Source organism: Pseudoalteromonas phenolica, assembly GCF_001444405.1.
GTDB classification, from domain to species: Bacteria; Pseudomonadota; Gammaproteobacteria; order Enterobacterales; family Alteromonadaceae; genus Pseudoalteromonas; species Pseudoalteromonas phenolica.
The window spans coordinates 3,595,339-3,619,513 of record NZ_CP013187.1; the positions used below are offsets into that span (position 1 = coordinate 3,595,339).

The window sequence follows — 24,175 nt, forward strand, 5'->3', positions numbered from 1 at the left end:
CTTCTAACTAAACTAATATAGTAATCTGATTATTCAGCTAGACTTGCAGGTGGCCAGTTTTCTAAGCGCATGCCTAGAGAAAGACCACGTGAAGCTAGCACGTCTTTGATCTCTGTTAGAGACTTCTTACCAAGGTTAGGCGTCTTAAGAAGCTCAACCTCAGTACGCTGTACCAGATCACCGATATATTGAATTTGCTCGGCTTTCAGACAGTTCGCTGAACGTACAGTTAGCTCTAAGTCATCAACAGGACGAAGTAGAATCGGATCAAACTCCGGCTTCTCTTCCTTCGCTTCTGGCTCAGAAACATCACGTAAATCTACGAATGCTTCAAGCTGTTCAGCTAGGATAGTCGACGCACGACGGATCGCTTCTTCAGGATCTAGTGTGCCGTTCGTTTCCATATCGATGATTAGTTTATCTAAGTCTGTACGCTGTTCAACACGTGCTGACTCAACCGAGTACGCAATACGCTCAACCGGGCTGAATGATGCATCAAGCAGCAAACGACCGATTGGACGCTCATCGTCATCAGAGGATAAACGACTTGACGCCGGTACATAACCACGACCACGCTCAACACGAATACGCATGCTGATCTCGCTATTGTCAGCCGTTAGGTGACAAATCACGTGCTCAGGATTAGCAATTGTTACATCGCCATCATGTTGAATATCTGCCGCAGTCACAGGGCCTACACCAGATTTAGTCAGGGTAAGGAAAACTTCATCTTTACCTTCTAGAGATACTGCTAAGCCTTTTAGGTTTAACAAAATTTCAATGATGTCTTCTTGAACGCCTTCTTTCGCGCTGTACTCGTGTAATACACCGTCAATTTCAACTTCAGTCACCGCGCAACCTGGCATAGATGACAGAAGAATACGACGTAAAGCATTACCCAAAGTGTGACCAAAACCACGCTCAAGTGGTTCTAAAACAACTTTAGAACGTGATGGGTTGATAGCGTCGATATCGACTAACCTTGGCTTTAGGAATTCGGTTACAGAACCCTGCATTTTATCCTCTCTTAACTCTTAACTTTACTTCGAGTAAAGTTCGACGATTAGTTGTTCGTTAATGTCCGCAGACAGATCAGAACGCTCTGGTAGGCGCTTGAAGCTACCTTCCATTTTCTTACCGTCAACTTCAATCCAAGTTGGCTTTTCACGTTGCTCAGCCAACTCTAGAGCAGCGATGATACGCGCTTGCTTTTTAGACTTCTCACGAATTACCACTACATCTTCAGGAGTAACTACGAAAGAAGGGATATTAACAACAGTACCATTAACCATAATCGCTTTGTGGCTAACTAGCTGACGTGCTTCAGCACGTGTGCTTGCAAAACCCATGCGATATACAACATTGTCTAAACGTTGCTCTAGAAGCTGTAATAGGTTTTCACCTGTGTTACCTTTAAGGCGAGCAGCTTCTTTATAGTAGTTACGGAATTGCTTTTCTAGTACACCGTAAATACGACGAACTTTTTGCTTTTCACGTAATTGTAGACCGTAATCAGATAGACGACCTTTACGAGCACCGTGCTGACCAGGTGCTGTTTCAAGCTTACACTTAGAGTCGATTGCTCTAACGCCGCTCTTAAGGAACAGGTCAGTACCTTCACGACGACTTAGCTTGAGCTTAGGGCCCAAATATCTTGCCATGTTCTTTCTCCTAACCTATTGTTATACGCGACGTTTCTTCGGTGGACGACAACCATTATGAGGGATTGGCGTCACGTCAGTGATGTTTGTGATACGGTAACCTAGTGCATTTAATGCACGAACTGAAGATTCACGACCTGGACCTGGGCCCTTGATGAATACTTCTAGGTTCTTAAGACCGTACTCTTGTGCAGCAGTACCTGCGCGCTCAGCAGCAACCTGTGCAGCGAACGGAGTAGACTTACGAGAACCACGGAAACCAGAACCACCTGCAGTCGCCCAAGAAAGAGCATTACCTTGACGGTCAGTGATGGTCACAATAGTGTTGTTGAATGATGCATGAACGTGTGCCATACCATCAGCAACTTGCTTTTTGACCTTTTTACGACGAATTGGTGCTTTAGCCATAACTTACCCCACCTTATTTCTTGATAGGCTTGCGTGGACCCTTACGAGTACGCGCGTTAGTCTTAGTACGCTGACCACGTAGTGGTAGCGAACGACGATGACGTAAGCCACGGAAACAACCAAGGTCCATTAGGCGCTTGATGTTTAGTGTAACTTCACGACGAAGGTCACCTTCAACAGTGTACTTACCTACTTCTTCACGAAGTACGTCAAGTGTTTCGTCAGAAAGATCACCGATTTTTGTAGTTTCGGCGATACCAGTCGCTGCTAAGATCGCCTTAGCGCGAGTTTTACCTACACCATAGATGCTTGTTAAACCGATAACAGCATGCTTATGATCAGGAACGTTAATGCCTGCGATACGGGCCACTAACATATCTCCTATAAATAAACTTGATCATCATCTTGCTGGAAAGCCCGTATAGGATACCCAGCCGATATTCAAGTTTTACCAATGAAACAGGCTAAGTAAAGATACTTAGCCTGCATGACTTTTATTAGCCTTGCCTTTGCTTGTGCTTTGGCTCACTGCAAATCACACGTACAACGCCTGCACGCTTGATTACTTTACAGTTACGGCAAATTTTCTTAACGGAAGCACGTACTTTCATTGCTCAACTCCGTAAACTAGCCTTAACGACCGTAGCCCTTAAGGTTTGCTTTTTTCAGCACAGAATCATACTGATGCGACATCATATGAGTCTGTACTTGTGCCATAAAGTCCATGATTACTACAACGATAATCAAGATTGATGTACCGCCGAAGTAGAATGGCGTTTGCCACGCCATAGTCATAAACTCGGGCACTAGACAGATAAAGGTTATATACAACGCGCCCGCAAGGGTTAAGCGTGTCATCACTTTATCAATGTATTTTGATGTCTGTTCACCCGGACGAATGCCTGGAATAAAAGCGCCAGACTTTTTAAGGTTATCTGCTGTCTCACGCGGGTTAAATACCAACGCAGTGTAGAAGAAGCAGAAGAAGATAATAGCCGCAGCTAATACCATCGCATACAGAGGCTGACCAGGAGTCAAAACTGCAGAGATAGCTTGTAGCACATCAGCGACCGGACCTTCACCTTGGCCGAACCAGCTTGCAATTGTACCAGGGAACAAAATGATACTGCTAGCAAAGATTGGTGGAATAACACCCGCCATATTAACTTTTAATGGTAAGTGCGTGCTTTGAGCAGCAAATACCTGACGACCTTGTTGACGCTTTGCATAGTTAACAACGATACGACGTTGACCACGCTCAAAGAACACAACAAGATAAGTTACAGCGAATACGATTACCGCAATCATTAGCAGTACAAAAACATTCAAATCGCCTTGGCGCGCCATTTCGGCTGTCGAGCCAACAGCAGACGGCAGGTTAGCTACGATACCAACAAATATTAGAACTGAGATACCGTTACCGATACCACGCTCTGTAATTTGTTCACCCAGCCACATAAGGAACATAGTACCTGTTACTAAGCTCACCACAGCGGTGAAATAGAAACCGAAACCAGGGTTAACAACTAACCCGTCCATCATGCTTGGTAAGCCAGTGGCGATACCAATCGACTGGAATGTAGCAAGCACGAGCGTACCGTATCGAGTATACTGGCTGATTTTCTTACGACCTTGCTCACCTTCTTTCTTAAGCTCTATCATCGCAGGATGTATGTGCGTTAATAGCTGCATAATAATCGAAGCTGAGATGTAAGGCATAATACCCAGCGCTAATACCGAAGCACGCTCAAGCGCACCACCACTGAACATGTTGAACATTTCAACAATGGTGCCCTTTTGTTGCTCGAAGAACTCGGCAAGTACAGCGGCGTCAATCCCAGGGATCGGCACGAAAGAACCTAAACGGTAAATAATAATTGCACCTAATACAAATAGTAAACGGCGCTTTAATTCCGCTAAGCCACTTTGTGCACTTTGCATATCTTGACCTGGTTTAGCCATTGTGTACTTCCTTAGTCTTCTACCTTGCCTCCGGCAGCTTCAATAGCTTCGCGTGCACCTTTAGACACTTTCATGCCTTTAACAGTAACAGCGCGTGAAACTTCGCCAGATTTAACTACTTTAACGAACTGGATGTTCTTTTTAACTAGACCAGCTGCTTGTAACGCGTTCAGATCTACCACATCGCCTTCAACTTTAGCGATTTCGTATAGGTTAACTTCAGTAGATACTAGAGATTTACGTGAAGTGAAACCGAACTTAGGTAGACGACGTTGCATAGGCATTTGACCGCCTTCGAAACCAACGCGAACTTTACCGCCAGAACGTGATTTTTGACCTTTGTGACCACGGCCGCCAGTTTTACCTAGACCAGAACCGATACCACGACCAACACGTTTACCAGCAGACTTAGAACCTGCAGCAGGAGAAAGAGTATTCAAACGCATCGAATTAGCCCTCTACCTTAACCATGTAAGAAACTTGGTTGATCATACCACGTACACATGCTGTATCTTCTAATTCAACAGTGTGGTTGATACGACGTAAACCAAGGCCACGTAAAGTTGCTTTATGCTTCGGTAAACGACCGATAGAGCTCTTTACTTGAGTAACTTTTACAGTATTTGCCATGGTTAATTACCCCTGAATTTGGTCAACAGTTAGACCACGCTTAGCAGCGATCTTCTCTGGAGAGTTCATGTTCTCAAGAGCAGCTACTGTAGCGCGAACGATGTTGATTGGGTTAGTTGAACCGTATGCTTTCGAAAGTACGTTCTGTACACCAGTTACTTCTAGTACTGCACGCATCGCACCACCTGCGATGATACCTGTACCTTCAGATGCTGGCTGCATGTATACTTTAGAACCCGCGTGGCGACCCTTGATTGGGTGCTGTAGCGTGTTGCCATTTAGGTCAACAGTGATCATGTTACGACGTGCTTTTTCCATTGCTTTTTGAATAGCAGCTGGAACTTCACGTGCTTTACCGTAACCAAAACCTACTTTACCTGCGCCATCACCAACTACTGTTAGTGCAGTGAAGCTAAAGATACGACCACCTTTAACTACCTTAGACACACGGTTTACCGCGATTAGCTTTTCAGCTAATTCTGGCTGTTGTGCTTTTGCTTCTACGTTAGCCATTGTCTACTCCTAGAATTGCAAGCCAGCTTCACGCGCTGCATCAGCAAGCGCCTTCACACGGCCGTGATATTTAAAGCCACTACGGTCAAAAGCAAGTTTTTCAATGCCTTTGTCTGCAGCGCGCTCAGCAATTGCTTTACCTACAGCTTGTGCTGCAGCGATGTTGCTAGTGCCTGTTAGGGCTTCTGCAATTGCTTTCTCAACAGTAGAAGCAGCAGCCAGCACAGTACCTTCAGCGTTTACTAGCTGAGCGTAGATGTGACGTGGCGTGCGGTGGATAACAAGACGCGTTGTGCCTTGTTCAATAAAATTTCTACGAGTGCGCTTAGCACGACGTAGACGAGCTGTTTTCTTATCCATCGTCTTACCTTACTTCTTCTTAGCTTCTTTACGACGCACGTGCTCATCAGCATAACGTACACCTTTACCTTTATAAGGCTCTGGCTCACGGTATGAACGGATGTTAGCAGCAGTTTGACCAACTAATTGTTTGTCAGCGCCTTTAACTACTAGTTCAGTTTGGCTTGGAGCTTCGATTGTGATGCCCTCAGGGATCTCGAAGTTCACTGGGTGTGAGAAGCCAAGAGTTAAGTCTAATACTTTACCCTTAACTGCAGCACGGTAACCAACACCTACTAATTGAAGCTTTTTCTCGAAACCTTCGTTAACACCCTGGATCATGTTATTGATCAGTGCACGTGCAGTACCAGCTTGAGCCCAAGCATTTGCTACGTCACGTGGAGCAGTAGTGATAACGTTGTCGTTTAAAGCAACTTCAACAGCATCGTTAACTACACGAGTTAATTCGCCGTTTTTGCCTTTAACTTTGATTTCCTGGCCAGCTAGTGTAACTTCAACACCGGCAGGAACTGCAATAGGAGCCTTCGCTATACGAGACATAGTTCCCCTCCGATTAAGCTACAAAGCCAATGATCTCACCGCCAATACCAGCACTACGTGCAGCACGGTCAGTCATTAAGCCTTTAGAAGTTGATACGATAGCGATACCTAAACCACCCATTACCTTTGGTAAGTCGTCACGTTTCTTATAGATACGTAGACCAGGGCGGCTAACACGCTGGATATTTTCGATTACAGCTTTGCCTTCGAAGTACTTAAGTTCGATAGTCAATTCTGGTTTTGCGTCGCCAGCTACTGCGAAGTCAGTGATATAACCTTCTTCTTTTAGTACTTTAGCAACTGCTACTTTCAGCTTTGAAGTTGGCATTGAAACTGATACCTTCTTCGCAGACTGACCGTTACGGATACGTGTGAATAAATCCGCAATAGGATCTTGCAAGCTCATGTCTTACTCCCGTGATTCTATTACCAAGAAGCCTTTTTAAGGCCAGGAATTTCACCGCGCATAGCAGCTTCGCGAACTTTGATACGGCTCATGCCGAACTTGCGAAGGAAACCATGTGGGCGGCCCGTGATGTTACAACGATTACGTTGACGTGCAGGGCTTGAATCACGCGGTAAAGACTGAAGCTTTAATACCGCGTCCCAACGATCATCTTCAGATGCGTTAACATCGCTGATGATAGCTTTTAGTGCAGCGCGCTTTTCAGCGTACTGTGCAACTAATTTAGTGCGCTTTGCTTCGCGCGCTTTCATTGAATTCTTTGCCATAACCCTACCCTTACTTTTTGAATGGGAAGTTGAACGCTTCTAATAACGCACGGCCTTCATCATCTGTTTTCGCAGAAGTAGTGATCGTGATATCCATACCGCGAACGCGGTCTACTTTATCATAATCAATTTCTGGGAAGATGATTTGCTCACGTACGCCCATAGAGTAGTTACCGCGACCGTCAAAAGACTTTGCGCTAACACCGCGGAAGTCACGAATACGTGGCATCGCGATAGAGACTAAACGCTCTAGGAAATCCCACATACGCTCGCCGCGTAGGGTTACTTTACAGCCGATTGGGTAACCTTCACGGATCTTAAAGCCAGCAACTGATTTACGAGCTTTAGTCACTAGAGGCTTCTGACCAGAGATTGACTCAAGGTCGCGTACAGCGTTCTCAAGGATCTTCTTGTCAGCTAGGGCTTCGCCCACACCCATGTTAAGTGTGATCTTTTCGATCTGAGGGACTTGCATGACAGAGCTGTAACCGAACTTTTCAAAAAGTTCTTTTACTACTTTGTCTTTGTAAACTTCATGCAGTTTCGCCATCGTCTACTCCAACTAATTAAATAGCTTTTCCGTTAGACTTAAAGAAACGAACTTTTTTGCCGTCTTCAAATCTAAAACCTACACGATCAGCCTTGCCAGTTTCGGCATTGAAGATCGCTACGTTAGAAGCGTCGATTGATGCTTCTTTTTCAATGATACCGCCAGCTTGTTGAAGCTGAGGAACTGGTTTTTGGTGCTTCTTGATAAGGTTTACACCTTCAACGAAAACACGACCAGTTTCAGTAACAACTGAAAGCACTTTACCGCGCTTACCTTTGTCTTTACCGGCTAGTACGATTACTTCGTCATCACGACGGATTTTTGCTGCCATGATCGACTCCTTATAGTACTTCTGGTGCTAGTGAAACGATCTTCATGAACTTGTCGTTACGTAGTTCACGAGTCACAGGGCCGAAGATACGAGTACCAATTGGCTGTAGGTTATCATTTAAGATAACAGCCGCATTGCTATCGAAACGGATTAAAGAGCCGTCTGGACGACGAACGCCTTTTTTAGTACGCACAACTACTGCGTTTTTAACATCACCTTTCTTCACTTTACCGCGAGGAATTGCTTCTTTAACAGAAACTTTAATGATGTCACCAACTGCCGCGTAGCGACGGTGCGAACCACCAAGGACTTTAATACACTGCACTTTGCGAGCGCCGCTGTTATCAGCAACGTCCAGCTGAGTTTGCATTTGGATCATTTTTGATGCTCCGGTGTAGTTAAACTTCGCTTCAAATTTGTATAAATATGAAGCAGTTAGATTATTAATCACTCAAAAAACGTGGAGTTCGTCTTTCAAGGGCGGGCAATTGTAGCAATAAACATGAGGGATGGATAGTTCAATTTTTAATTAATTGTGCTATTCCACCAAGTTTTCTAGATTGCATTTCTGATATGGAGACAAGCAGTTAGTTTTTCAAGCGCAAAAACTAAAACAACTTCAACTGATTAAATAACAAACAAGTAAAAATAGCGGTGATAAAATGAAATCGTCGTTTATTTAATCTATTTCATGTTTTTCTATCGTAAATAGTTCGAATTCTCAAACTCGAACCGATACACTAACTCTAGAACTAATAATAAAGCATTTTATCGTGATACAACTCGAGCAATTTTACCAACAAATCACCCCATTAGGACAAGGCGGCATGAGCCGAGTTTTTTTGGCCGTGGATGCAAAGTTAGAGCGTCATGTTGCGGTAAAAGTACTCGACGTAAATAAAGTTGATAAACAGCAGGCTTTGAACGAAGCCAAAATACTGGCCCGTGTTAATCACCCAAATATTGTGCAAGTGTATAAAGTGCACGAGAGTGACAGCCAGCTCGCCATCGAAATGGAATATGTACAAGGTGCTACCCTTAAACACTTTTTAAAAACCCGTCATCTCGAGTCTGAGCAAAAGTTACAGCTATTAATTGATATAGCCCAAGGCTTATCAGAAGCGCACAAAAACGACATTCTGCACCTTGATTTAAAAGCCGATAACATTTTAATCAACGCCCAAGGTGTGGCGAAAATCGCTGACTTTGGCATTGCCCAACTCGGTGATGAGCAGCGCAGTCATCACTCTAGCTTTGGTAGCTTAACGGCAATGTCACCTGAGCAGTTAAATAAGCAGCCATTAGATCAGCGTGCCGATTTATTTGCGTTTGGCTTACTGGCCTATCAGCTGTTTGCAAATGAGCACCCTTATTTAGCTCAAGCCAAAAACGCCGCGCCCGATGCCATTGCAGAACAAATCAAGCATGTTCCTTGTCAAAGTGATGCAAGCAAATTACTCGACATGCCTGCGCAGCTTGGTGCCCTAATCAATTCGCTATTGGCATTTGACAAGGCAGCGCGTCCAAATAGCTTTCACCAAGTCATTAGCCAATTAAAGCAATTACAGCAAAATATTGGTTATGCACAATGCGATGACACTCAAGATATTGATGCAGTTGACCTTCAAGTACCCACACCTTCAGAGTCTATAACTAACGCAAAACCAAGCTTCTGGCAAAAATATGGCGCTGCCATGTCGTTTTTGTTTGCTGTTTGCCTTGTCAGCGCGGGTTATTGGTATTGGCAAACTAACCAACCAAAGAGTTATATTGCCGCCCTACCCATTACCTTCGACGGACAAACTGAATTAACCGATACCCAACAGCGCATCGCCACCTTAGGGCTTGAAGACGCCATCAGTAACTTTATTTTACAAGACACCTCAAGCTTGCAGGTATCGAACTCAGAAGTAACCAGCACCCTTAGACTCATGGGTGAACAAGCATCGCAAACTGACATCGGCAAAGCCCTTGGCGCCGACGTGCTGCTCGAATCGGTATTTAACTGCCGTAATTCATTGTGTGAAGTCACACTCAACGCCATTGATGCACACACAGCGACCTTGCTCGATACCACCCGCTATAGTGTCGACACCGAAAGCTTTTCGGAGGCCTATCACAACAGTTTGGTGAATATTGAGGCACTATTTGACAAGCGCTTTACCAGCCAAACTTATAGCGATGCGTTTTACGACAAATATGTAGCGCAGGTTGAAGCATTTCAAAGTGGCTCGCAAGACATTGCGGTGACACTGGCTGAAGTGAAGTCACTGATCCGCCAAGAACCGAATTTTGTGCCGCTGTATCGGTTTTATAGGAAGGTGGTTGTTGAAGAGCACCGTATTCAACAAAACAATAATGTCATTTGGGATTTCTTAGATGCTTTAGAACAAGCCCCTGAAACCTATAAAAATAGTCATAACTATATCATTGATCGTATTCAGGCGTATCAGACTATTAAAGATTGGCAAAAAGCTGAGATGTTAATTTCAGAGCTTTCAATCTTAGATATAGAAAAGTTTGAGCTTTATAGTGTTAAAGCTAATTTTTATAGAGAAAAATTTGATTACCCAAAAGCTCTAAAGAGCATTACTTTAGCATACAAACTCAAACCAACTGTTCAGGTTGTTCGTAATACGGCAATAATTTATCTTTTAAATGGCAATTATGAAAAAGCAAATGAACACCTTAAAAAGCTTATTGATACTGCTCAATTTGACTTTTGGGCATTGAGGACTTACGCCGATATTTCATTACTTAATGGCAATTCACAGTCCGCTATTGATGCATATCTAAAACTACTTATCAATAATCCAAGAAATGCAAATGCCTTATCAAATATTGCTATTGCATATTCGCTGATTGGCAACTTTAAAAATTCACATGAGTATGCGAGAAAAGCTTATAATATTAACCCTTCAAATCTAAGCATTGTTCTTAATTTTGCCGATAGCTACTCTTACCTTAAACATTCTTCAGAAGCCTATAAACTATACACACAAATTATAGATCTAACAGCTGAAACAAACGATATTGACGAGTTAATCATCAGAGCTCAAGCCTTATTGCACACGGGGAATAAGGTTGAAGCACTCCAACTGATTACAAAAATTGAAAATGAAACCTCAAATATTCATGATCTAATGTTTAGCAAAGCCATGATTTTAACCAAATTAGGGGAGCATCAATCAGCTTTATTGTTAATTGAATCAAGCATTAAAGATGGTTGGAACAAGAGCTTTTATGGATTACCTTGGTTTAAAGACTTATGCCAATATCGATTAAAATTCATGCAGACTATTGGAGCAAATGATTTCAATTCACTTTGCTCCAATAGTATTGAATAGTTTAAGGAGGAGTTCCCTGAATTATCACTTTAGGATCTTGAGAAATATAAAGTTTACCTTTTTTACCTTCTTTCTCCGCAAGTAATCTAAAGTCAATCTCGTAATTGGTATTGGCTTCAAGTTCAATTTTAGAGAACACCTTGTCTTTGTTCTTAGACTTCACTAACTCTTTGATCACATCAGCTGGAATGCTGGCATCAGGTTCAATATTCAATACCGTCACGACCAAAGAAGTGCCGCCGTTGAATACTTCGCTGCTTAGCTGATAGTTAAAGTTATCACGGGCATCAGTGAATAAGGTGCCGTTGCCAGCAAAGCGGAAGCCTTTGTCTATGCTTGATTGTGTTAGCACATACACAAGGTTTACTGGCTCATCTTCTGGGAATTGTGCAAGATCGACCGATACGTTATCGGCAGGGTTGCCGTCTGTGTCTAAAATTACCCAAGGCGTGCCGTCACGGCTTGGTTTAACGGTATACGTTAGTTGTTGCGTCATAGTAATGTCCTTTAGAAGTACTAAGCCCATAAGAACACAGACAATTATTGAAAACAACTACTTGAGATTACACACGATTACACGGGCTTACCGTGCAAAATACACGTTGCGAAGCAAGGTTATTTTTGCGCAAGGTGAAATGAGCAATATTAACGGCTGCAATGGGGTACACAATCTATCGTTTTTACGTCATTTATGACGACAATTTAAAAACAGTGTTGCGCTAAAGCACACTCTTTTCAAAAACGAACCCGAGGTAAATTCGCTGCTATCGAGATTTGGGAGAATCTGAAACACCTAATTTATATTGCCTAAACTTAAACACAAAAAAGCCAGAGCACCTAGACACTGGCTTTTATATTTATAAAGATTAATTTTAATTTAATAAATGAAACGCTATGGTGGAGGAACTCTACCAATTACAACTTTTGGAAAAGGCTTCCATCTTGGCTCTTGCTCTTCTTCAATAATAACGGTTTCAACCTGACCACCTGTTACTTGGCGCAGCTGTGCCGTGGTTAACGGCTGCTTGTTGTTGATTTTTTGTTTCATATCATGCTTCCTTATGCTGAATGCCATACCAAGTTAAATGTATTCCAAAAAAAATCAATGCATTAAGTGCAAAATACACGTTGCGAAGCAAGGTTATTTTTGCGCAAGGTGAAATGAGCAATATTAACGGCTGCAATGGAGTACTCAATCTATCGTTTTTACGTCATTTATGACGACAATTTAAAAGGCACATTCGGTAGCACCGACTTTATGTCGGGTTTATTGACCCCTGCACATCTCACCTATACCAAAACAAGTCGCGAAGTAAATTCGCTGCTACCAAGACGAGTAACTCTTTATTCCAAGCACAAAAAAGCCAGTGCATTGTGGCACTGGCTTTTGCTTGTTTAGAAACGCTTAGGTTTTAACCGAAGAAGCCTTTTAATTTGTCTTTCAGCTTATCTTTTACTTTCTCTTTCGCTTCTTCTTTGGCTTTGTCTTTTGCCGCACTGCCAAAGTCGAGTTTGTAATCGACCTTGTGGAATGGGCCTTTAATACGCAGCGGTACTTTAAAGCCGGTGCTGTCATCACTGCTAGCTTGGCCTTCAATGGTATCAACCAAACCCGTCACTAGGCGGTAATTCACATAAGTCTTAGGTAAATCGACTTCACCGCTGCCCGTAATACGTAACAGTGGGCTGGCAAGGTTTAGATCGGTATTGGTGCCGACACCATTTTTAAAGGTAAAGGTGCCTGTCAGTGCCGAGAAGTCGGTTTTCTGATTTGGATCGAAATCAGCGTTTAAGCCTTCTTTTAATGATGAGAAGTCACCTTTAAGCATCTCGCTGCCTTTACGCATCATCTCTGCAATATTGGCCCCTTTCACGCCACCATCTACAAAGCTAAACGCCAGATTACCTGCTAAAGCCGACACAAACTGCTTCTGACTTTGACCTTGGGTGTTCAGCGCCCAGCTGATGCTGCCTTTTCCTAATACCTTGTCAAAGCCGACCGCGTCAGTCAGTAATGGTTCAGCGTTGATGTCGGTTAAACTGAAATCGGTATTGATCTGATAAGGGGCACGCTTGGCATTCACCACCACTTTACCCTGCCCTTTACCTTCGTAAGCGTTAAATTTATCTAAGCCTAAGCGTGCTTTGCCGTCTTTTAGCTTAACTGAGAATTGGTTTTCACCCAGTTTGATCTCTTTGGCAATGAGGCCCGTTGAGCGCACTTTAATGTCGGCGTCTAAAGCATTAAGACCCGATAAATCAATTGGAGTGTCATCCCATACAATTGGCTGTGGCTCACCCGGTTCTGCAGGCTGTGCAGGTTCGGCTGGTTTTTCTGGGCTCTCAGGTAGATATGGGTTGAGATCTAACATACCCAGATCAATGTCGGCCATGACATTTAAACGCGCGCCTAAATCAATTTGGCTTTGCCCTTTAATTGCCAGCGCATCGAGCTTGGCTTCGAATGCGCTCAGTTTAAAAGTCTCTCCCGCGAGGTGCATCTCACCACTGACACTAAACTGGTTAAAGGCATTGTCTTTGGCTTTGAGGTCAATGCCCTGCCACTGAGTGATGGCTTTTACTGAGTCACCTGCCAGTTTCAAGCTACCTTTAATGTCTTTACCCTGCTGAGCAATGGCACCATTAAATTCAAGATCTAATAACGCCGACGCTAAAGTTTGCGTGACATTAAAGGTTTGCCCTTCAATGGCTTTTGCTGGTGTGTCGACTTGGGTATTTAATTCAAAACGCTGTTGTTGGTAGGTTAACCCCCCTTTCACATCTAGCGGCTTGAATAAAGAAGGCAGCGCTACAATTAATTCAAAGTCACTCACCTGCTGTTTTGCGCCAGTCACGCCATCAAGATAAGTCAGTTGACCCCCGTAAATCGCCACTTCACCTAAGCTAACATCAAACCCTTGGGGTAATTTTACTGGGCCAGCGGCGGCTTCATTCGTTTGGGCTGTTGGCGCAGCGGCAGTTGTTGGCATGATCTGCCAGTTCGCTTTGCCTTGATTGTCTGTTTCTAGCAAGATGTTTGGATTGCGGATCACAAAACGCTCCAACTTGGCTTCACCACTTAATAATGACAACCAAGGAATATGTACGGCAAGCTGTTCCATACTTACCATATTTTCAGCACTACCCGAGGCCATATTGGCAAAAGCAACGTCGTTCAGTTCTATACTCAGGCTTGGAAACACCGTTAGCTGGCTTTCGCCGGCAATGCTGAGTTTACGACCTGTGGTATTTTCGACTTGTTCTGAAACCTGCTGAATAATGGTGTCGGTTGGGATCAAAAATGGCGCCGCAACCACAGCACCAACGGCCACAACAACCACACCACCAATGACTTTTACAAAGCGATTCATTGCTTTTCCTTACATTTGCAATTGATGTTACTAATCATAACGGCTGAGACGAAAAAAATCTGCCTCTTCACTCATTTAAACTACAGAATTATGCCGTTCAAATTAAAACGCATTTCAATCATTGCATCCGCGTCTCACTTAGGTATGATCCACGCCCTCATTTGTGTAGCGCAAGTTCTGCTACACTTATTTGGTTAGCTAATTAACCCGTAATAACTTAACCCGTGGAGACACCAACCCCTATGAAAAAGCTGCTCATTTCCCCGTCAAAAATGGCATTGGGTGAACAAGAAAGTCAGATTTACCAGAACATTCTTAAGCAATCTACCGAGATAAGTTTGAATCTGATGGCAGTCAAAGTAGAAAACCACCCAGAAGACTTTTTGGGTTGGTGCTATGAGTTATTAGATGTAGCAAAGAATCGCATCAACTTCGACTTGCTCGACGACCACCAGCTTCCGACAGTTAAGAAGCTACAAGATTTGTTAATTTCTGCTATCAGCTTTTTACAACTTAAAACGCTGCGTATTGCACCTTGGCCGGTGATCTGTGGCTTTATCGAGCAACATAAAGACGTATTGGCCCTTGAAGAACAGTTAAAGCTAACCAGCTACTTGGCACCGATGCGCAGCACGCCATTAAAAGAGATGATCGCCGAAGACCGTCTAGCGTTTACTGGTAAGCATGCTGCAAGCTTAGATACCAGCGTGTACAACTTCGATGTTGAGTGGTTTGCTTCAACGAAGAGCGCAAAAGGGTTCCACCAGCTATTAGCAGACTTACCAGGTGCATTTGATGACGCCCTTGCGAACATTCCTGCTGAAGGTGACGTAAGCGAGCAAGACTATCAAGCATTTATGATTGGTTACTTAAGTGCATTTGCGGGCACGGATGAAAAGCCAACCCTTGCGCCTGCTACACGCCTATTAGCGATGCGTCGCCCGGATGTGTTCACACCTATTAGCAACAATCGATTAGATGCACTTTGCCAAGCATTGGGTATTAGCCGTTTAAATAACCGTGACTTCGAGCGCTATTGGTCAGATGTTGTGATGAGCATCCGCACTATGCCTTGGTTTGCAATGACGACTGAAAACGGCGAATTAGAAGAGCAACTCGCCAGTATCAAAGCACTGTTACCTTGCTTCTTCTATTATGCTGACAAAGACACGGCTGATAACTCTAACTATATTAAGTTATTAAATAAGCCTGTACGTAGTAGCCGCAGCGGTGGCACTAAAACCGTTCGCCGCGGTAAAGAATCAGCTGAGGTATTGGTTGACCGCGCACTTGCTGATGAAAGCATTCCTGATCATATTCGCGATAAACGTGACTCCATCATTGCAGAAGTTGAAAAGGGTCGCAGTGTTGACGAGACCATCGGCCTAATGCGCGCTATCTTTGGCTAACCTGTAGACAGGGTTAAGCTCAAAGAAATAAATATTCCCTATTGCACGATATGCGCAAATATCGTGCAACACTTTACGCCTTTCGCACCAATTTCGTGCATATTTTTTTCAACTCAAAACTATTACTTATAAAAAAACATTAATAATCAGATAGTAAACTATATTAATATAGACACATGAAAAGTGGTGCACGCATTGCTTTTAAGTTTAGGAAAATTTAGCGCACATAGGAATGAAGATGAAAAAGACAACCTCTCTCTTACTTAGCTCACTATTACTCGCAACTTCTAGCGCAAGTTATGCTGAAGTCACCGCAAACATTGCCGCAAGCTCAAACTACTTCTGGCGCGGCATTACGCAAACCGCTGATGGTGCAGCTGTATCGGGTGGCATTGATTATGGTAACGACTCTGGTTTTTACGCTGGTACTTGGGTATCAAACATCGATTTTGGTGGTAAAGAAAGCTATGAGATGGATTTTTACGCGGGTTTCAGTGGCTCAGCAGGTGATATTGGCTACGATGTGGGTTATGTCTATTACGCTTACCCAGATGCCGAGGGCAGCATCGACTTTGGCGAACTTTATGGCGAAGTAAGCTATGACGTGTTAAGTGCGAAAATTAGCTACTTAAGCAATGCACAAAGTGGCTCTACCACTGAAGAAGACATGCTGTATATTGAACTGAACGCTGCATTTAGCGTATTCAATGACACGGAACTTGGTTTACATCTAGGTCGCTCAAGCGGTGACACAGTGACCGAGTGGTACTCAGAAGATAATTATATGGATTATGGTTTTAGCCTAAGCAAAGATGGCTTTACTTTTGGCGTGATCAAAACTGATTTAGACGCCGATGACGATATGAAAGCATACGTCAGCTATGCAATGGATTTTTCTTTGTAATATTAAGAAAAAGGGAGCTAGTAGCTCCCTTAATTATTTGCTTGGCAAGGTACAACGGTCGTAAAGGCCAATGTGCCGTCTTTCCAGTAGTAAAGCTTTTCACATTCTTGGTTATCCCAACCATCACCACCAGACGAAGTATTATTAGATTGTGTTACTTTATTTCTTAGGTACTTATCAAACTCTCTTTCTACACAGGGAGCTAAGCTTTGAATTTTGCCTGCTTTACCATAACCACTTAATGACACTCCACCAAGAACCGTTAAAAACGGATTAACGTCAACCTCGATTACCCCCCACCTATCATTCCAAGTTAAGCCATACACCACTTTATAATCAGGTATGTCTGAGGCAGGAGCATCTGGGTTTCTTCGCTCCCAATCAATTTCAGTATTAAAAACACGGACAACATCTTTCCAAGAGCCGGAGTAACTAACCCCTGACACTTCAACTGAAAAGCCATCACCATTCATGCTTTTTACCATGAATGCTTTAGTTGGAGCTTTGCTCTCTCGGTTGATTTTTTTATTAACCGCTTCAGATAAGCGAGTCGCTGTTTTACCATCATAAACAGCATCGAATGCATCAGAAATATATGCAGGGCAGCTACCTGCATTTTGACTATCAGAGCTAAAGCCTTGATGTTGGGAAGAGTGAATAACGAAGCCTCTACCTGTTAAGGGCGCTCCTTTTAATTCATTCTCAAGTTCAGACGCCAGCTTTTCTAAATTGTCTGCGGTTATGTTGACTCTACGAATTGCCTCATAATCTGTTGTGTTGAGTCGAGCACTTTCAATGGCTAATTCAAGCCATGCCGTGCCCTGATTATAGTGACGAACTGTAAAAGCATGATGATTATTGCCGTTCACATCAGCAATAATCACCTTCCTAGATGATGAGTGACATGTCTGAGTACCAGATGTCAAAGAGCCATTTAGATTACTGTTGTAACACTGAGATGGAGGCGCGTATTTTTTAGCTAACTTCTTAGACTCTGAGTATGAACAGTCTTTACACAATATTAATTTTGTATCGTTATCTTGACCTATCGCCATGAAACTAGAAACTAACAATGACAAACCTGCAAAGATTTGAAGTTTCATATATATTCCTTATATATTTTTTAACTATTAGCCTATAACTGATTTTACTGAAAAACACCAGCCATGTTACCAATTTGAAAACAAAATAACTAATGCGACCTAAACACTTTAAAGATACTCTATGTCTCTGAAATCAGTCTTTGCATATGCTCAAGGTTTAAGAACAACCCTAGCATTTAAAGGCGCCTGCTTCTGATACTGCAATTGCAGCTCATCACCATGATTTAACACCCCTACTCCTTCTGGTGTCCCTGTTAACACAATGTCACCGGGCACCAGGGTAAAGCTTTCGCTGATTTCGGTGAGTAAGCGCTCGATGTTAAATAGCATGAGTTCAGTTTTACCATGCTGTTTTAATGCCCCATTCTGCCAATACTTATATTCAGCGCTAGCGAGTTCAGTTGGTGATTTTAGTGGGTAAAATGATGTAACAGGGCAGCTGCCATCATAAGCTTTGGCGCGCTCCCAAGGATGACCTTTGCTTTTAAGCTCACTCTGCACATCACGTAAGGTTAAATCGAGGGCGAGCCCAACTCCGGCAATTTTTGTTAGCACATCTTCATCGCCGTATGAAATCGTTTCGCCAATTAACAAGGCCAATTCGGCTTCGTAATGGTGCTCACCTAAGCGTTTAGCAAGCGTAATCTCTTTGAAAGGTTGCAAACAGATGCTGGGTTTAATAAATAGAATAGGTTGACTCGGAATAGGGTTATTCAACTCTTGTGCATGTGCCGCATAGTTGCGCCCTATACATACTATCTTACCCGTCGGTAGGTTAATTGCTTCGCCTGTGTGCCATTGATGTTGATACATACATGCTCCTTATTTGATACCTTTTTATCTACGCGGAGAGATTAACATAAACGGATTATTCTCAAGGTTTATTTATTGAACCTTAAGTATTCACCAAGTTTATATATTAAAAAAAGGCCTCTATGAGAGAGGCCTTTAATGATTTGCTGAACTATAAATGAGTTAGCTCATACAATTTACAGCGATTTAATATTATCGCCGCTTTCTTTATCAATCAGTTTTACAAATGGGTCGATACCCGCAAACTTAGGTAAATCCTTAACTTTAAGTTTGATCACATTATCACCCGTTGTAATATTGTGCTTTTGCAGATACATCACATTATCACCTTCATTGATGTCATCAGGATCTGCTTTGAACAAGGCAATATCTATCATTTGTTCAAGTGGTACATCCTCTTCATTACCTTCACCATCTGCATGCTTTTTCGCCGCTTTTACTGTAAGCGTAACAGTATGAAGCTCACCCTCTGATGTTGCCTCTTCAATTTCAACGTCAGTCAGCTTTAACTCGTATAAAGTAATCGAGTTAAATTGGTCCTCGATGAAGGCTTGCTCTTGTGTCGTTGCATCTGACTTCAAGTAAGCAATGAAATCGAGTGTGGTCGGGAAAACATCACTTCTGAAACGATAGTCATCAATAAAGCTGCGCAGTGCTTTATTCAAGCGCGCTTCACCAAGCAAATCATGCAATGCCAACATAACAACAGAACCTTTGTTGTAATGAATATGCTGCTGACCCGCCGTTCTAGCTAACGTCAGTTCTTCGTGAGATTCTGTCGTACGACCACGCAGGTATCTGTCTAGCTCATACTTCAAGAATTTACGAAGGTTGTGCTCGCCATACTTCTCTTTCATCACCATAATGGCCGCATACTGAGACAACATTTCAGACAGAATATTTGAGCCCTCTACATTTGCACCAATCACCTGATGCGCCCACCATTGGTGTGCCAGTTCATGAGCAGTGACATAGTAAGGGACATTAATATTCTCAGGATTACGGGTATCGGTTAAGAAACCCATTTCTTCTGAGTAAGGTACAGTATTGGCAAAACTCTGCGCAAACGAGCGGTAACGAGGGAACTCGATAATACGCATTTGCTTATGCTGATAAGGACCAAACTCTCTTGAGAAGTAATCGATTGAGTCTTTGGTTGATTCAAGCATAGTATCTACATTCCACGCATGATCTTTGTGATAGTAAACTTCAAGCGCAATGCCCTTATACTCTTCACGTTTCACCTCTAACTCCATCGACAGCATGGTGTAGAAGTGCAGCATAGGCGCATCCATTTCATACACATAAGTTGTACGACCATCTTTGGTTTCTTTCGACTGTAGATAGCCCGGTACCATAGCCACTTGCGACTCATCGGTCGTGACACGGGCTGCGAAGGTTACAAAGTTTTCAGCAAACAAAGGCTGGGTATGGTACTGCGTTTCTTCGATTTTATTGCCACGCTTTACAGGCTCAAGTCCGCGTTTACGGCGCTCATTTTTATCAAAAATTTGCTTAGTTTGAGCATAACCAAAGGTTGGGAATAGCTCACTATTGTTAATGAAGGTACCATTGTGAACCAAAGTGGTATCACTGCCTCTATCAACAAAGCCTAGAGTTTGACGCGCCACAGACATGGTTAAAGTACGGCGTTCACCCGGCAGCATAGGTTCTGATAAATTCATCCAAGCATGCGAATAATCTGTGTTTAACTCGCCAAGTGTTGCACCTGACATTTCAACAGACCACTCAAGCGTATGTGCAGGCTTGTTCACCAAGAAGCGCTCTATGACTTCCTTACTCTTGTTTTCGACTTCTAAAACAACCGTTGCTTCAATACGACGTGTTTTAGGGAAAATCTCTGCATCAAGCTTTACATCAAGTGTCGTTGGTACAGGCGCATCTTTGAATTGTACAAACTCACGTTCATACTGTTCAGAAAGGTCTTCTCTATCATCTTGCGTGATAAACTGATTTATGACTTGTGTGTTGTAATAAATATAGCTACCACTACCCACAAATAATAGCGCACCTGCTGCTATCGCAACCCTACCTGCATTACCTAACTGATAGTTCAACTGAGCAAATCGTGCTTTTAGTGTTTGTCCTGCACCGCGCGGCCAAAGCGCAAAACTCAATGCAGCGAAGATCATACTTAAGCCTAACCAATATAAGTTGTACCAATGGATTGCAGTTAAGAAATGGCCATAACCATTAATATCTGAATAAGGGGCACTTGGCGTATCACCAAATCGCCACATATTATGCTCAAAGCCAAAGCTTGCCATCACAATTGAGCCAATGTAGTAGAGTAAAAATAGTCCCATACCAATATATTTACTCGGGCTGACGACTTGTAGTAAAAATGCCAAAGTGCCTTGCAGAGCAAAGCCTAGAACAAATAAGTAACCCAAACGAATAACGTATTGCGACAACTCAATGGTCGCCATGCCTGATATCAGTTGGTACAGAATTGTTAGCACAGACCCAAATACACACAGCAATATCAACACTGAGACAAGCGCAATATATTTAGAGCCCCAAAACACCCAGTTCGCCACCGGATAAGAGTCAACGATTTCACTCACTTTTGCATCGCGGTCATGCCATACAAGTTCAGCACAGTAGTAAACCAAGACAATGATCATCAATAGACCAAAGCTGCCTTGGATTTGCTCAACCATTCTGAATGTCACAGGCCAAGTATCTGTTCCATACATACCAAATGAGCCAATCAAGCCTGGCACTAACATAGACACGGATAAAATAAGTAAAACGAGGAATGAGTAGCTGCGCACTACTTGCTTCACTTCAAAAACAGTACGCATTAAGAAATGTGACCAAGCGCTGCCCACGCCTGATTTATAGTCAATGCGATGCCCCAGAGCCTCAGCTTGTTGACCTTCACCTTTGGCTTTGCTTTTCACTTTTTGCTTCTGTGGTAAAAAGTGTGAATTATTGAGCGCCAATGTCGCTAGACTCAATACAGCTACACCTAACCAGATCAAACGGTTATAGAGTAGTTCATCATATAACCCTATGGTCATGGTGTTTCTATCTGCGATAGTCCAATACTCAGCTTGTACTGAAATAGCAGATAAACCAAACATATCTACATAAGCTGCAACGGCACGGTATTCAATATCAGAGAAAATACTGTTAGCAACAATATACCCAACCACGAGTGCAACAGCGACTAAGTACATGGCCACCATACTTCTAAATTTTTGCGCGACTAATACAAACAAGCTAGATACGAAGAATAGTGAAGGCACGGCAATATAGAACAGCGGAGATAAATAGTACTCGAGTTTATTCGGACCCAACATTTCTGCATCTAACCAGCCCATTAAACTACCTAAACCTGAGCCAATCCAAATACCCAATAAACACGTTGAGAACACCATCATGGTGACAAGATAAGCACCTAGAAATCGGCCTAAACGATATTGCATTAAACTAAGTGGCTTACTCAAAACCAGTTCATTTAGCTTACTTTGGTCATCTCTAATGGCGGCGCTGCCGACAAAATTCACCACCAAAAAGATAGAAAAAATCGCCATGTTGGCAACGATTTGCAAAATCGCAAATGGCGAGTTCACGTTGACATTACTACTTCCTCCAATTTGCACCGAATCTGATACCGAAGCAAAAAAGGTAAGTAAAAATATAATCAAAGACGTGACATAAAAAGAGGGCTGGCGCATAAAATAGCGCAGCTCAAATTGCATCATTTTAAATAGCATTCGCTTACTCCTTATGCAGCTTGGCTATTGCGGTGTTGATGCAATGTCGAGAAATACACATCTTCTAAATCAGCTGGTACGGCATTAAAACCTTCTGGTGCTTCATCAGCAAATACATTAAGCAAAGTATTACCCGCAAATAAGCGTTTAGAAATAACCGGTAAGACTGCTTCTAATTCTTTTGCTTCAGCAAGACTTACCGACTTACGCCAAATCTTACCTTGTAGCTGCTCGGTTAAATCAATCGGATTACCTTCAAGTAAGATTTGGCCACTTGCTAATACCGCCATATTTGGGCAAAGCTCAGACACATCTTCTACTATGTGCGTCGATAAGATAATGACCTTACTCTCACCTAAGCCCACTAATAAGTTGTGAAATCGATTTCGCTCTTCAGGGTCAAGACCCGCAGTTGGTTCATCGACAATCAGTAAGTCAGGGTCGCCAAGTAGTGCTTGGGCAATGCCAAATCGCTGGCGCATACCACCAGAGAAGCCACTTACCGCATTTTTACGGTGATCATATAAATTTGTTTGGGCCAATAAGCCTTCAACCGCTTCTTTACGTTCTGCTTTATTATTTAAGCCTTTTAACACTGCCATATGATCAAGTAAGTCATAGGCACTGACACGTGGGTATACACCGAAGTCTTGCGGTAAGTACCCTAAGCGCTCACGCAGCGCTTTTGGCTGTTCGAGAACGTTTATCCCATCAAACTCAACACTGCCCGAGTCAGCAGATTGTAATGTTGCTATTGTACGCATTAGTGAAGACTTACCTGCGCCATTTGGCCCCAGTAATCCAAACATACCTTTTGGAATGTCTAAATTCACCCCGCGTAACGCGTGAACGCCATTGTCATATGTTTTTGAAAGCTCAGTTATTTTAAGCATTTACATTCCCTTTTATTGAACAAATAAGCAACGCTGTTATAACAGCTTTACATTACAGGTACAATTAATACCCTGCTAACAATTGCAATAGTTTGTAAACACTGGAACACTAAATAACCTAAACTATATATCAATAAATATAAAAATTACCCTAGGGATGAGACATGCAAGACCATGCAAACCGACCGCTAAGCGACTTTATTGAATACCCACAAGACGAGATGCTGAGCCGCGCTGAAAGCTTTTTAGACAACTGTAAGCGTCGCCACTCAATTCGCAGTTTTAGTGACCGTCCTGTGCCCAAAGAAATCATCGAAGCCTGTATAAAAACCGCTGGCACAGCGCCAAGTGGTGCCAATCACCAGCCTTGGCATTTTGTTGCGATCCACTCAGCCGATGTAAAAAAGCAAATTCGCCAAGCAGCGGAAGATCTAGAGCGCTCTTTTTATGAAGGTCGTGCAGGTGAAGAATGGCTAGATGCCCTAAAGCCATTAGGCACAGACGCACAAAAACCGTACCTTGAGCACGCACCTTGGTTAATTGCCGTATTCAGTCAGAAGAAAGGTGGTATTCACACTGAAGATAAGAACACCAACTACTATGTGCATGAGTCTGTGGGTTTAGCGACTGGGTTCTTAATTCAAGCATTACATAATGCGGGCTTAGCAACACTGACACACACACCAAAACCGATGAGCTTCTTAACCGATATTTGTGGCCGTGACCGCGATAATGAACGCCCTTATATGTTGTTGATTGCGGGTTACCCGAGTGAAGATGCGACCGTGCCAGAGCACGCTTTAGTGAAGAAACCAATCGAAGAGATTGCGACGTTTTTATAAAAAACGCGCGCTAAGAAAAAGGCCACATTAAGATATGTGGCCTTTTTGTTATGCAACCGC

The 24,175-nt window shown here is 43.0% G+C and carries 28 protein-coding genes; 5 read left to right on the top strand and 23 right to left on the bottom strand.

The window, feature by feature from the left end:
- Positions 1–29: 29 nt before the first annotated feature.
- The 16 genes from PP2015_RS16215 to rplN form a co-directional block, all read right to left on the bottom strand.
- Positions 30–1,016, bottom strand: a complete 987-nt coding sequence (locus PP2015_RS16215) for a DNA-directed RNA polymerase subunit alpha (RefSeq protein WP_058031290.1) — start codon at positions 1,014–1,016, stop codon at positions 30–32.
- 24 nt (positions 1,017–1,040) lie between these two features.
- Positions 1,041–1,661, bottom strand: coding sequence for a 30S ribosomal protein S4 (gene rpsD / locus PP2015_RS16220; protein ID WP_058031291.1), 621 nt, complete (start codon positions 1,659–1,661; stop codon positions 1,041–1,043).
- A gap of 21 nt (positions 1,662–1,682) precedes the next feature.
- Positions 1,683–2,069 (bottom strand): 30S ribosomal protein S11, encoded by a 387-nt coding sequence (gene rpsK / locus PP2015_RS16225; protein ID WP_010562279.1) that lies wholly within the window; start codon positions 2,067–2,069, stop codon positions 1,683–1,685.
- 13 nt (positions 2,070–2,082) lie between these two features.
- Positions 2,083–2,439, bottom strand: a complete 357-nt coding sequence (gene rpsM / locus PP2015_RS16230) for a 30S ribosomal protein S13 (protein WP_058031679.1) — start codon at positions 2,437–2,439, stop codon at positions 2,083–2,085.
- Between the two features lie 127 nt (positions 2,440–2,566).
- Complete coding sequence (gene rpmJ / locus PP2015_RS16235; protein ID WP_002959476.1) at positions 2,567–2,680, bottom strand: 50S ribosomal protein L36; 114 nt, start codon at positions 2,678–2,680, stop codon at positions 2,567–2,569.
- 22 nt (positions 2,681–2,702) lie between these two features.
- Positions 2,703–4,031 carry a preprotein translocase subunit SecY gene (gene secY, locus PP2015_RS16240; RefSeq protein ID WP_058031292.1) on the bottom strand — a complete coding sequence of 443 codons (1,329 nt, stop codon included), beginning with the start codon at positions 4,029–4,031 and terminating at the stop codon, positions 2,703–2,705.
- An 11-nt stretch (positions 4,032–4,042) separates the two neighbouring features.
- Entirely contained in the window at positions 4,043–4,477 is a 435-nt protein-coding gene (gene rplO / locus PP2015_RS16245; protein ID WP_058031293.1) for a 50S ribosomal protein L15, read from the bottom strand.
- Between the two features lie 4 nt (positions 4,478–4,481).
- Positions 4,482–4,661, bottom strand: coding sequence for a 50S ribosomal protein L30 (gene rpmD / locus PP2015_RS16250; protein WP_058031294.1), 180 nt, complete (start codon positions 4,659–4,661; stop codon positions 4,482–4,484).
- Between the two features lie 6 nt (positions 4,662–4,667).
- On the bottom strand, positions 4,668–5,174 hold the full coding sequence (gene rpsE, locus PP2015_RS16255) for a 30S ribosomal protein S5 (protein ID WP_058031295.1): 507 nt from the start codon (positions 5,172–5,174) through the stop codon (positions 4,668–4,670).
- A 9-nt stretch (positions 5,175–5,183) separates the two neighbouring features.
- Positions 5,184–5,534 (bottom strand): 50S ribosomal protein L18, encoded by a 351-nt coding sequence (gene rplR / locus PP2015_RS16260; RefSeq protein ID WP_058031296.1) that lies wholly within the window; start codon positions 5,532–5,534, stop codon positions 5,184–5,186.
- 9 nt (positions 5,535–5,543) lie between these two features.
- Positions 5,544–6,074 carry a 50S ribosomal protein L6 gene (rplF, locus tag PP2015_RS16265; protein WP_058031297.1) on the bottom strand — a complete coding sequence of 177 codons (531 nt, stop codon included), beginning with the start codon at positions 6,072–6,074 and terminating at the stop codon, positions 5,544–5,546.
- Positions 6,075–6,087: 13 nt separating this feature from the next.
- Positions 6,088–6,480 carry a 30S ribosomal protein S8 gene (gene rpsH, locus PP2015_RS16270; RefSeq protein WP_058031298.1) on the bottom strand — a complete coding sequence of 131 codons (393 nt, stop codon included), beginning with the start codon at positions 6,478–6,480 and terminating at the stop codon, positions 6,088–6,090.
- 20 nt (positions 6,481–6,500) lie between these two features.
- A complete protein-coding gene (gene rpsN, locus PP2015_RS16275) occupies positions 6,501–6,806 on the bottom strand; it encodes a 30S ribosomal protein S14 (protein ID WP_058031299.1) in 306 nt (101 codons plus the stop codon).
- A gap of 10 nt (positions 6,807–6,816) precedes the next feature.
- Entirely contained in the window at positions 6,817–7,356 is a 540-nt protein-coding gene (gene rplE / locus PP2015_RS16280) for a 50S ribosomal protein L5 (RefSeq protein WP_058031300.1), read from the bottom strand.
- A 16-nt stretch (positions 7,357–7,372) separates the two neighbouring features.
- Positions 7,373–7,687 carry a 50S ribosomal protein L24 gene (rplX, locus tag PP2015_RS16285; RefSeq protein WP_058031301.1) on the bottom strand — a complete coding sequence of 105 codons (315 nt, stop codon included), beginning with the start codon at positions 7,685–7,687 and terminating at the stop codon, positions 7,373–7,375.
- Between the two features lie 10 nt (positions 7,688–7,697).
- On the bottom strand, positions 7,698–8,066 hold the full coding sequence (gene rplN / locus PP2015_RS16290) for a 50S ribosomal protein L14 (RefSeq protein WP_058031680.1): 369 nt from the start codon (positions 8,064–8,066) through the stop codon (positions 7,698–7,700).
- 394 nt (positions 8,067–8,460) lie between these two features.
- On the opposite strand from rplN, the gene PP2015_RS16295 reads away from it, so the two are divergent.
- Positions 8,461–11,034 carry a serine/threonine-protein kinase gene (locus tag PP2015_RS16295; RefSeq protein ID WP_058031302.1) on the top strand — a complete coding sequence of 858 codons (2,574 nt, stop codon included), beginning with the start codon at positions 8,461–8,463 and terminating at the stop codon, positions 11,032–11,034.
- A 1-nt stretch (position 11,035) separates the two neighbouring features.
- On the opposite strand, the gene PP2015_RS16300 is transcribed toward PP2015_RS16295, so the two are convergent.
- The gene (locus PP2015_RS16300; RefSeq protein WP_058031303.1) at positions 11,036–11,530 is read right to left on the bottom strand and encodes a hypothetical protein; all 495 of its coding nucleotides are present in this window, start codon (positions 11,528–11,530) and stop codon (positions 11,036–11,038) included.
- A 396-nt stretch (positions 11,531–11,926) separates the two neighbouring features.
- A complete protein-coding gene (locus PP2015_RS21910) occupies positions 11,927–12,082 on the bottom strand; it encodes a hypothetical protein (protein ID WP_157599095.1) in 156 nt (51 codons plus the stop codon).
- Between the two features lie 135 nt (positions 12,083–12,217).
- Here PP2015_RS21910 and PP2015_RS16305 point away from each other — a divergent pair, with 135 nt between their 5' ends.
- The gene (locus PP2015_RS16305) at positions 12,218–12,433 is read left to right on the top strand and encodes a hypothetical protein (RefSeq protein ID WP_058031304.1); all 216 of its coding nucleotides are present in this window, start codon (positions 12,218–12,220) and stop codon (positions 12,431–12,433) included.
- Between the two features lie 13 nt (positions 12,434–12,446).
- On the opposite strand, the gene PP2015_RS16310 is transcribed toward PP2015_RS16305, so the two are convergent.
- Positions 12,447–14,405 carry an AsmA family protein gene (locus PP2015_RS16310; protein ID WP_058031305.1) on the bottom strand — a complete coding sequence of 653 codons (1,959 nt, stop codon included), beginning with the start codon at positions 14,403–14,405 and terminating at the stop codon, positions 12,447–12,449.
- A 242-nt stretch (positions 14,406–14,647) separates the two neighbouring features.
- On the opposite strand from PP2015_RS16310, the gene PP2015_RS16315 reads away from it, so the two are divergent.
- Both PP2015_RS16315 and PP2015_RS16320 read left to right on the top strand, forming a co-directional pair.
- Positions 14,648–15,814: a hypothetical protein gene (locus PP2015_RS16315; protein WP_058031306.1), complete on the top strand. Its 1,167-nt coding sequence runs from the start codon at positions 14,648–14,650 to the stop codon at positions 15,812–15,814.
- A 238-nt stretch (positions 15,815–16,052) separates the two neighbouring features.
- Positions 16,053–16,718: a TorF family putative porin gene (locus tag PP2015_RS16320; RefSeq protein WP_128724804.1), complete on the top strand. Its 666-nt coding sequence runs from the start codon at positions 16,053–16,055 to the stop codon at positions 16,716–16,718.
- 29 nt (positions 16,719–16,747) lie between these two features.
- Here the strand turns inward: PP2015_RS16320 and PP2015_RS16325 are convergent, their stop codons facing one another.
- From PP2015_RS16325 to PP2015_RS16340, 4 genes are all read right to left on the bottom strand, one after another.
- Complete coding sequence (locus PP2015_RS16325) at positions 16,748–17,821, bottom strand: hypothetical protein (RefSeq protein ID WP_058031308.1); 1,074 nt, start codon at positions 17,819–17,821, stop codon at positions 16,748–16,750.
- A 150-nt stretch (positions 17,822–17,971) separates the two neighbouring features.
- The gene (locus PP2015_RS16330) at positions 17,972–18,634 is read right to left on the bottom strand and encodes a fumarylacetoacetate hydrolase family protein (protein WP_058031309.1); all 663 of its coding nucleotides are present in this window, start codon (positions 18,632–18,634) and stop codon (positions 17,972–17,974) included.
- A gap of 176 nt (positions 18,635–18,810) precedes the next feature.
- On the bottom strand, positions 18,811–22,380 hold the full coding sequence (locus PP2015_RS16335) for an ABC transporter permease/M1 family aminopeptidase (protein ID WP_058031310.1): 3,570 nt from the start codon (positions 22,378–22,380) through the stop codon (positions 18,811–18,813).
- A gap of 11 nt (positions 22,381–22,391) precedes the next feature.
- On the bottom strand, positions 22,392–23,273 hold the full coding sequence (locus tag PP2015_RS16340; protein WP_058031311.1) for an ABC transporter ATP-binding protein: 882 nt from the start codon (positions 23,271–23,273) through the stop codon (positions 22,392–22,394).
- 164 nt (positions 23,274–23,437) lie between these two features.
- Here PP2015_RS16340 and PP2015_RS16345 point away from each other — a divergent pair, with 164 nt between their 5' ends.
- Entirely contained in the window at positions 23,438–24,115 is a 678-nt protein-coding gene (locus PP2015_RS16345; RefSeq protein ID WP_058031312.1) for a nitroreductase family protein, read from the top strand.
- The last annotated feature ends 60 nt before the right edge of the window (positions 24,116–24,175 follow it).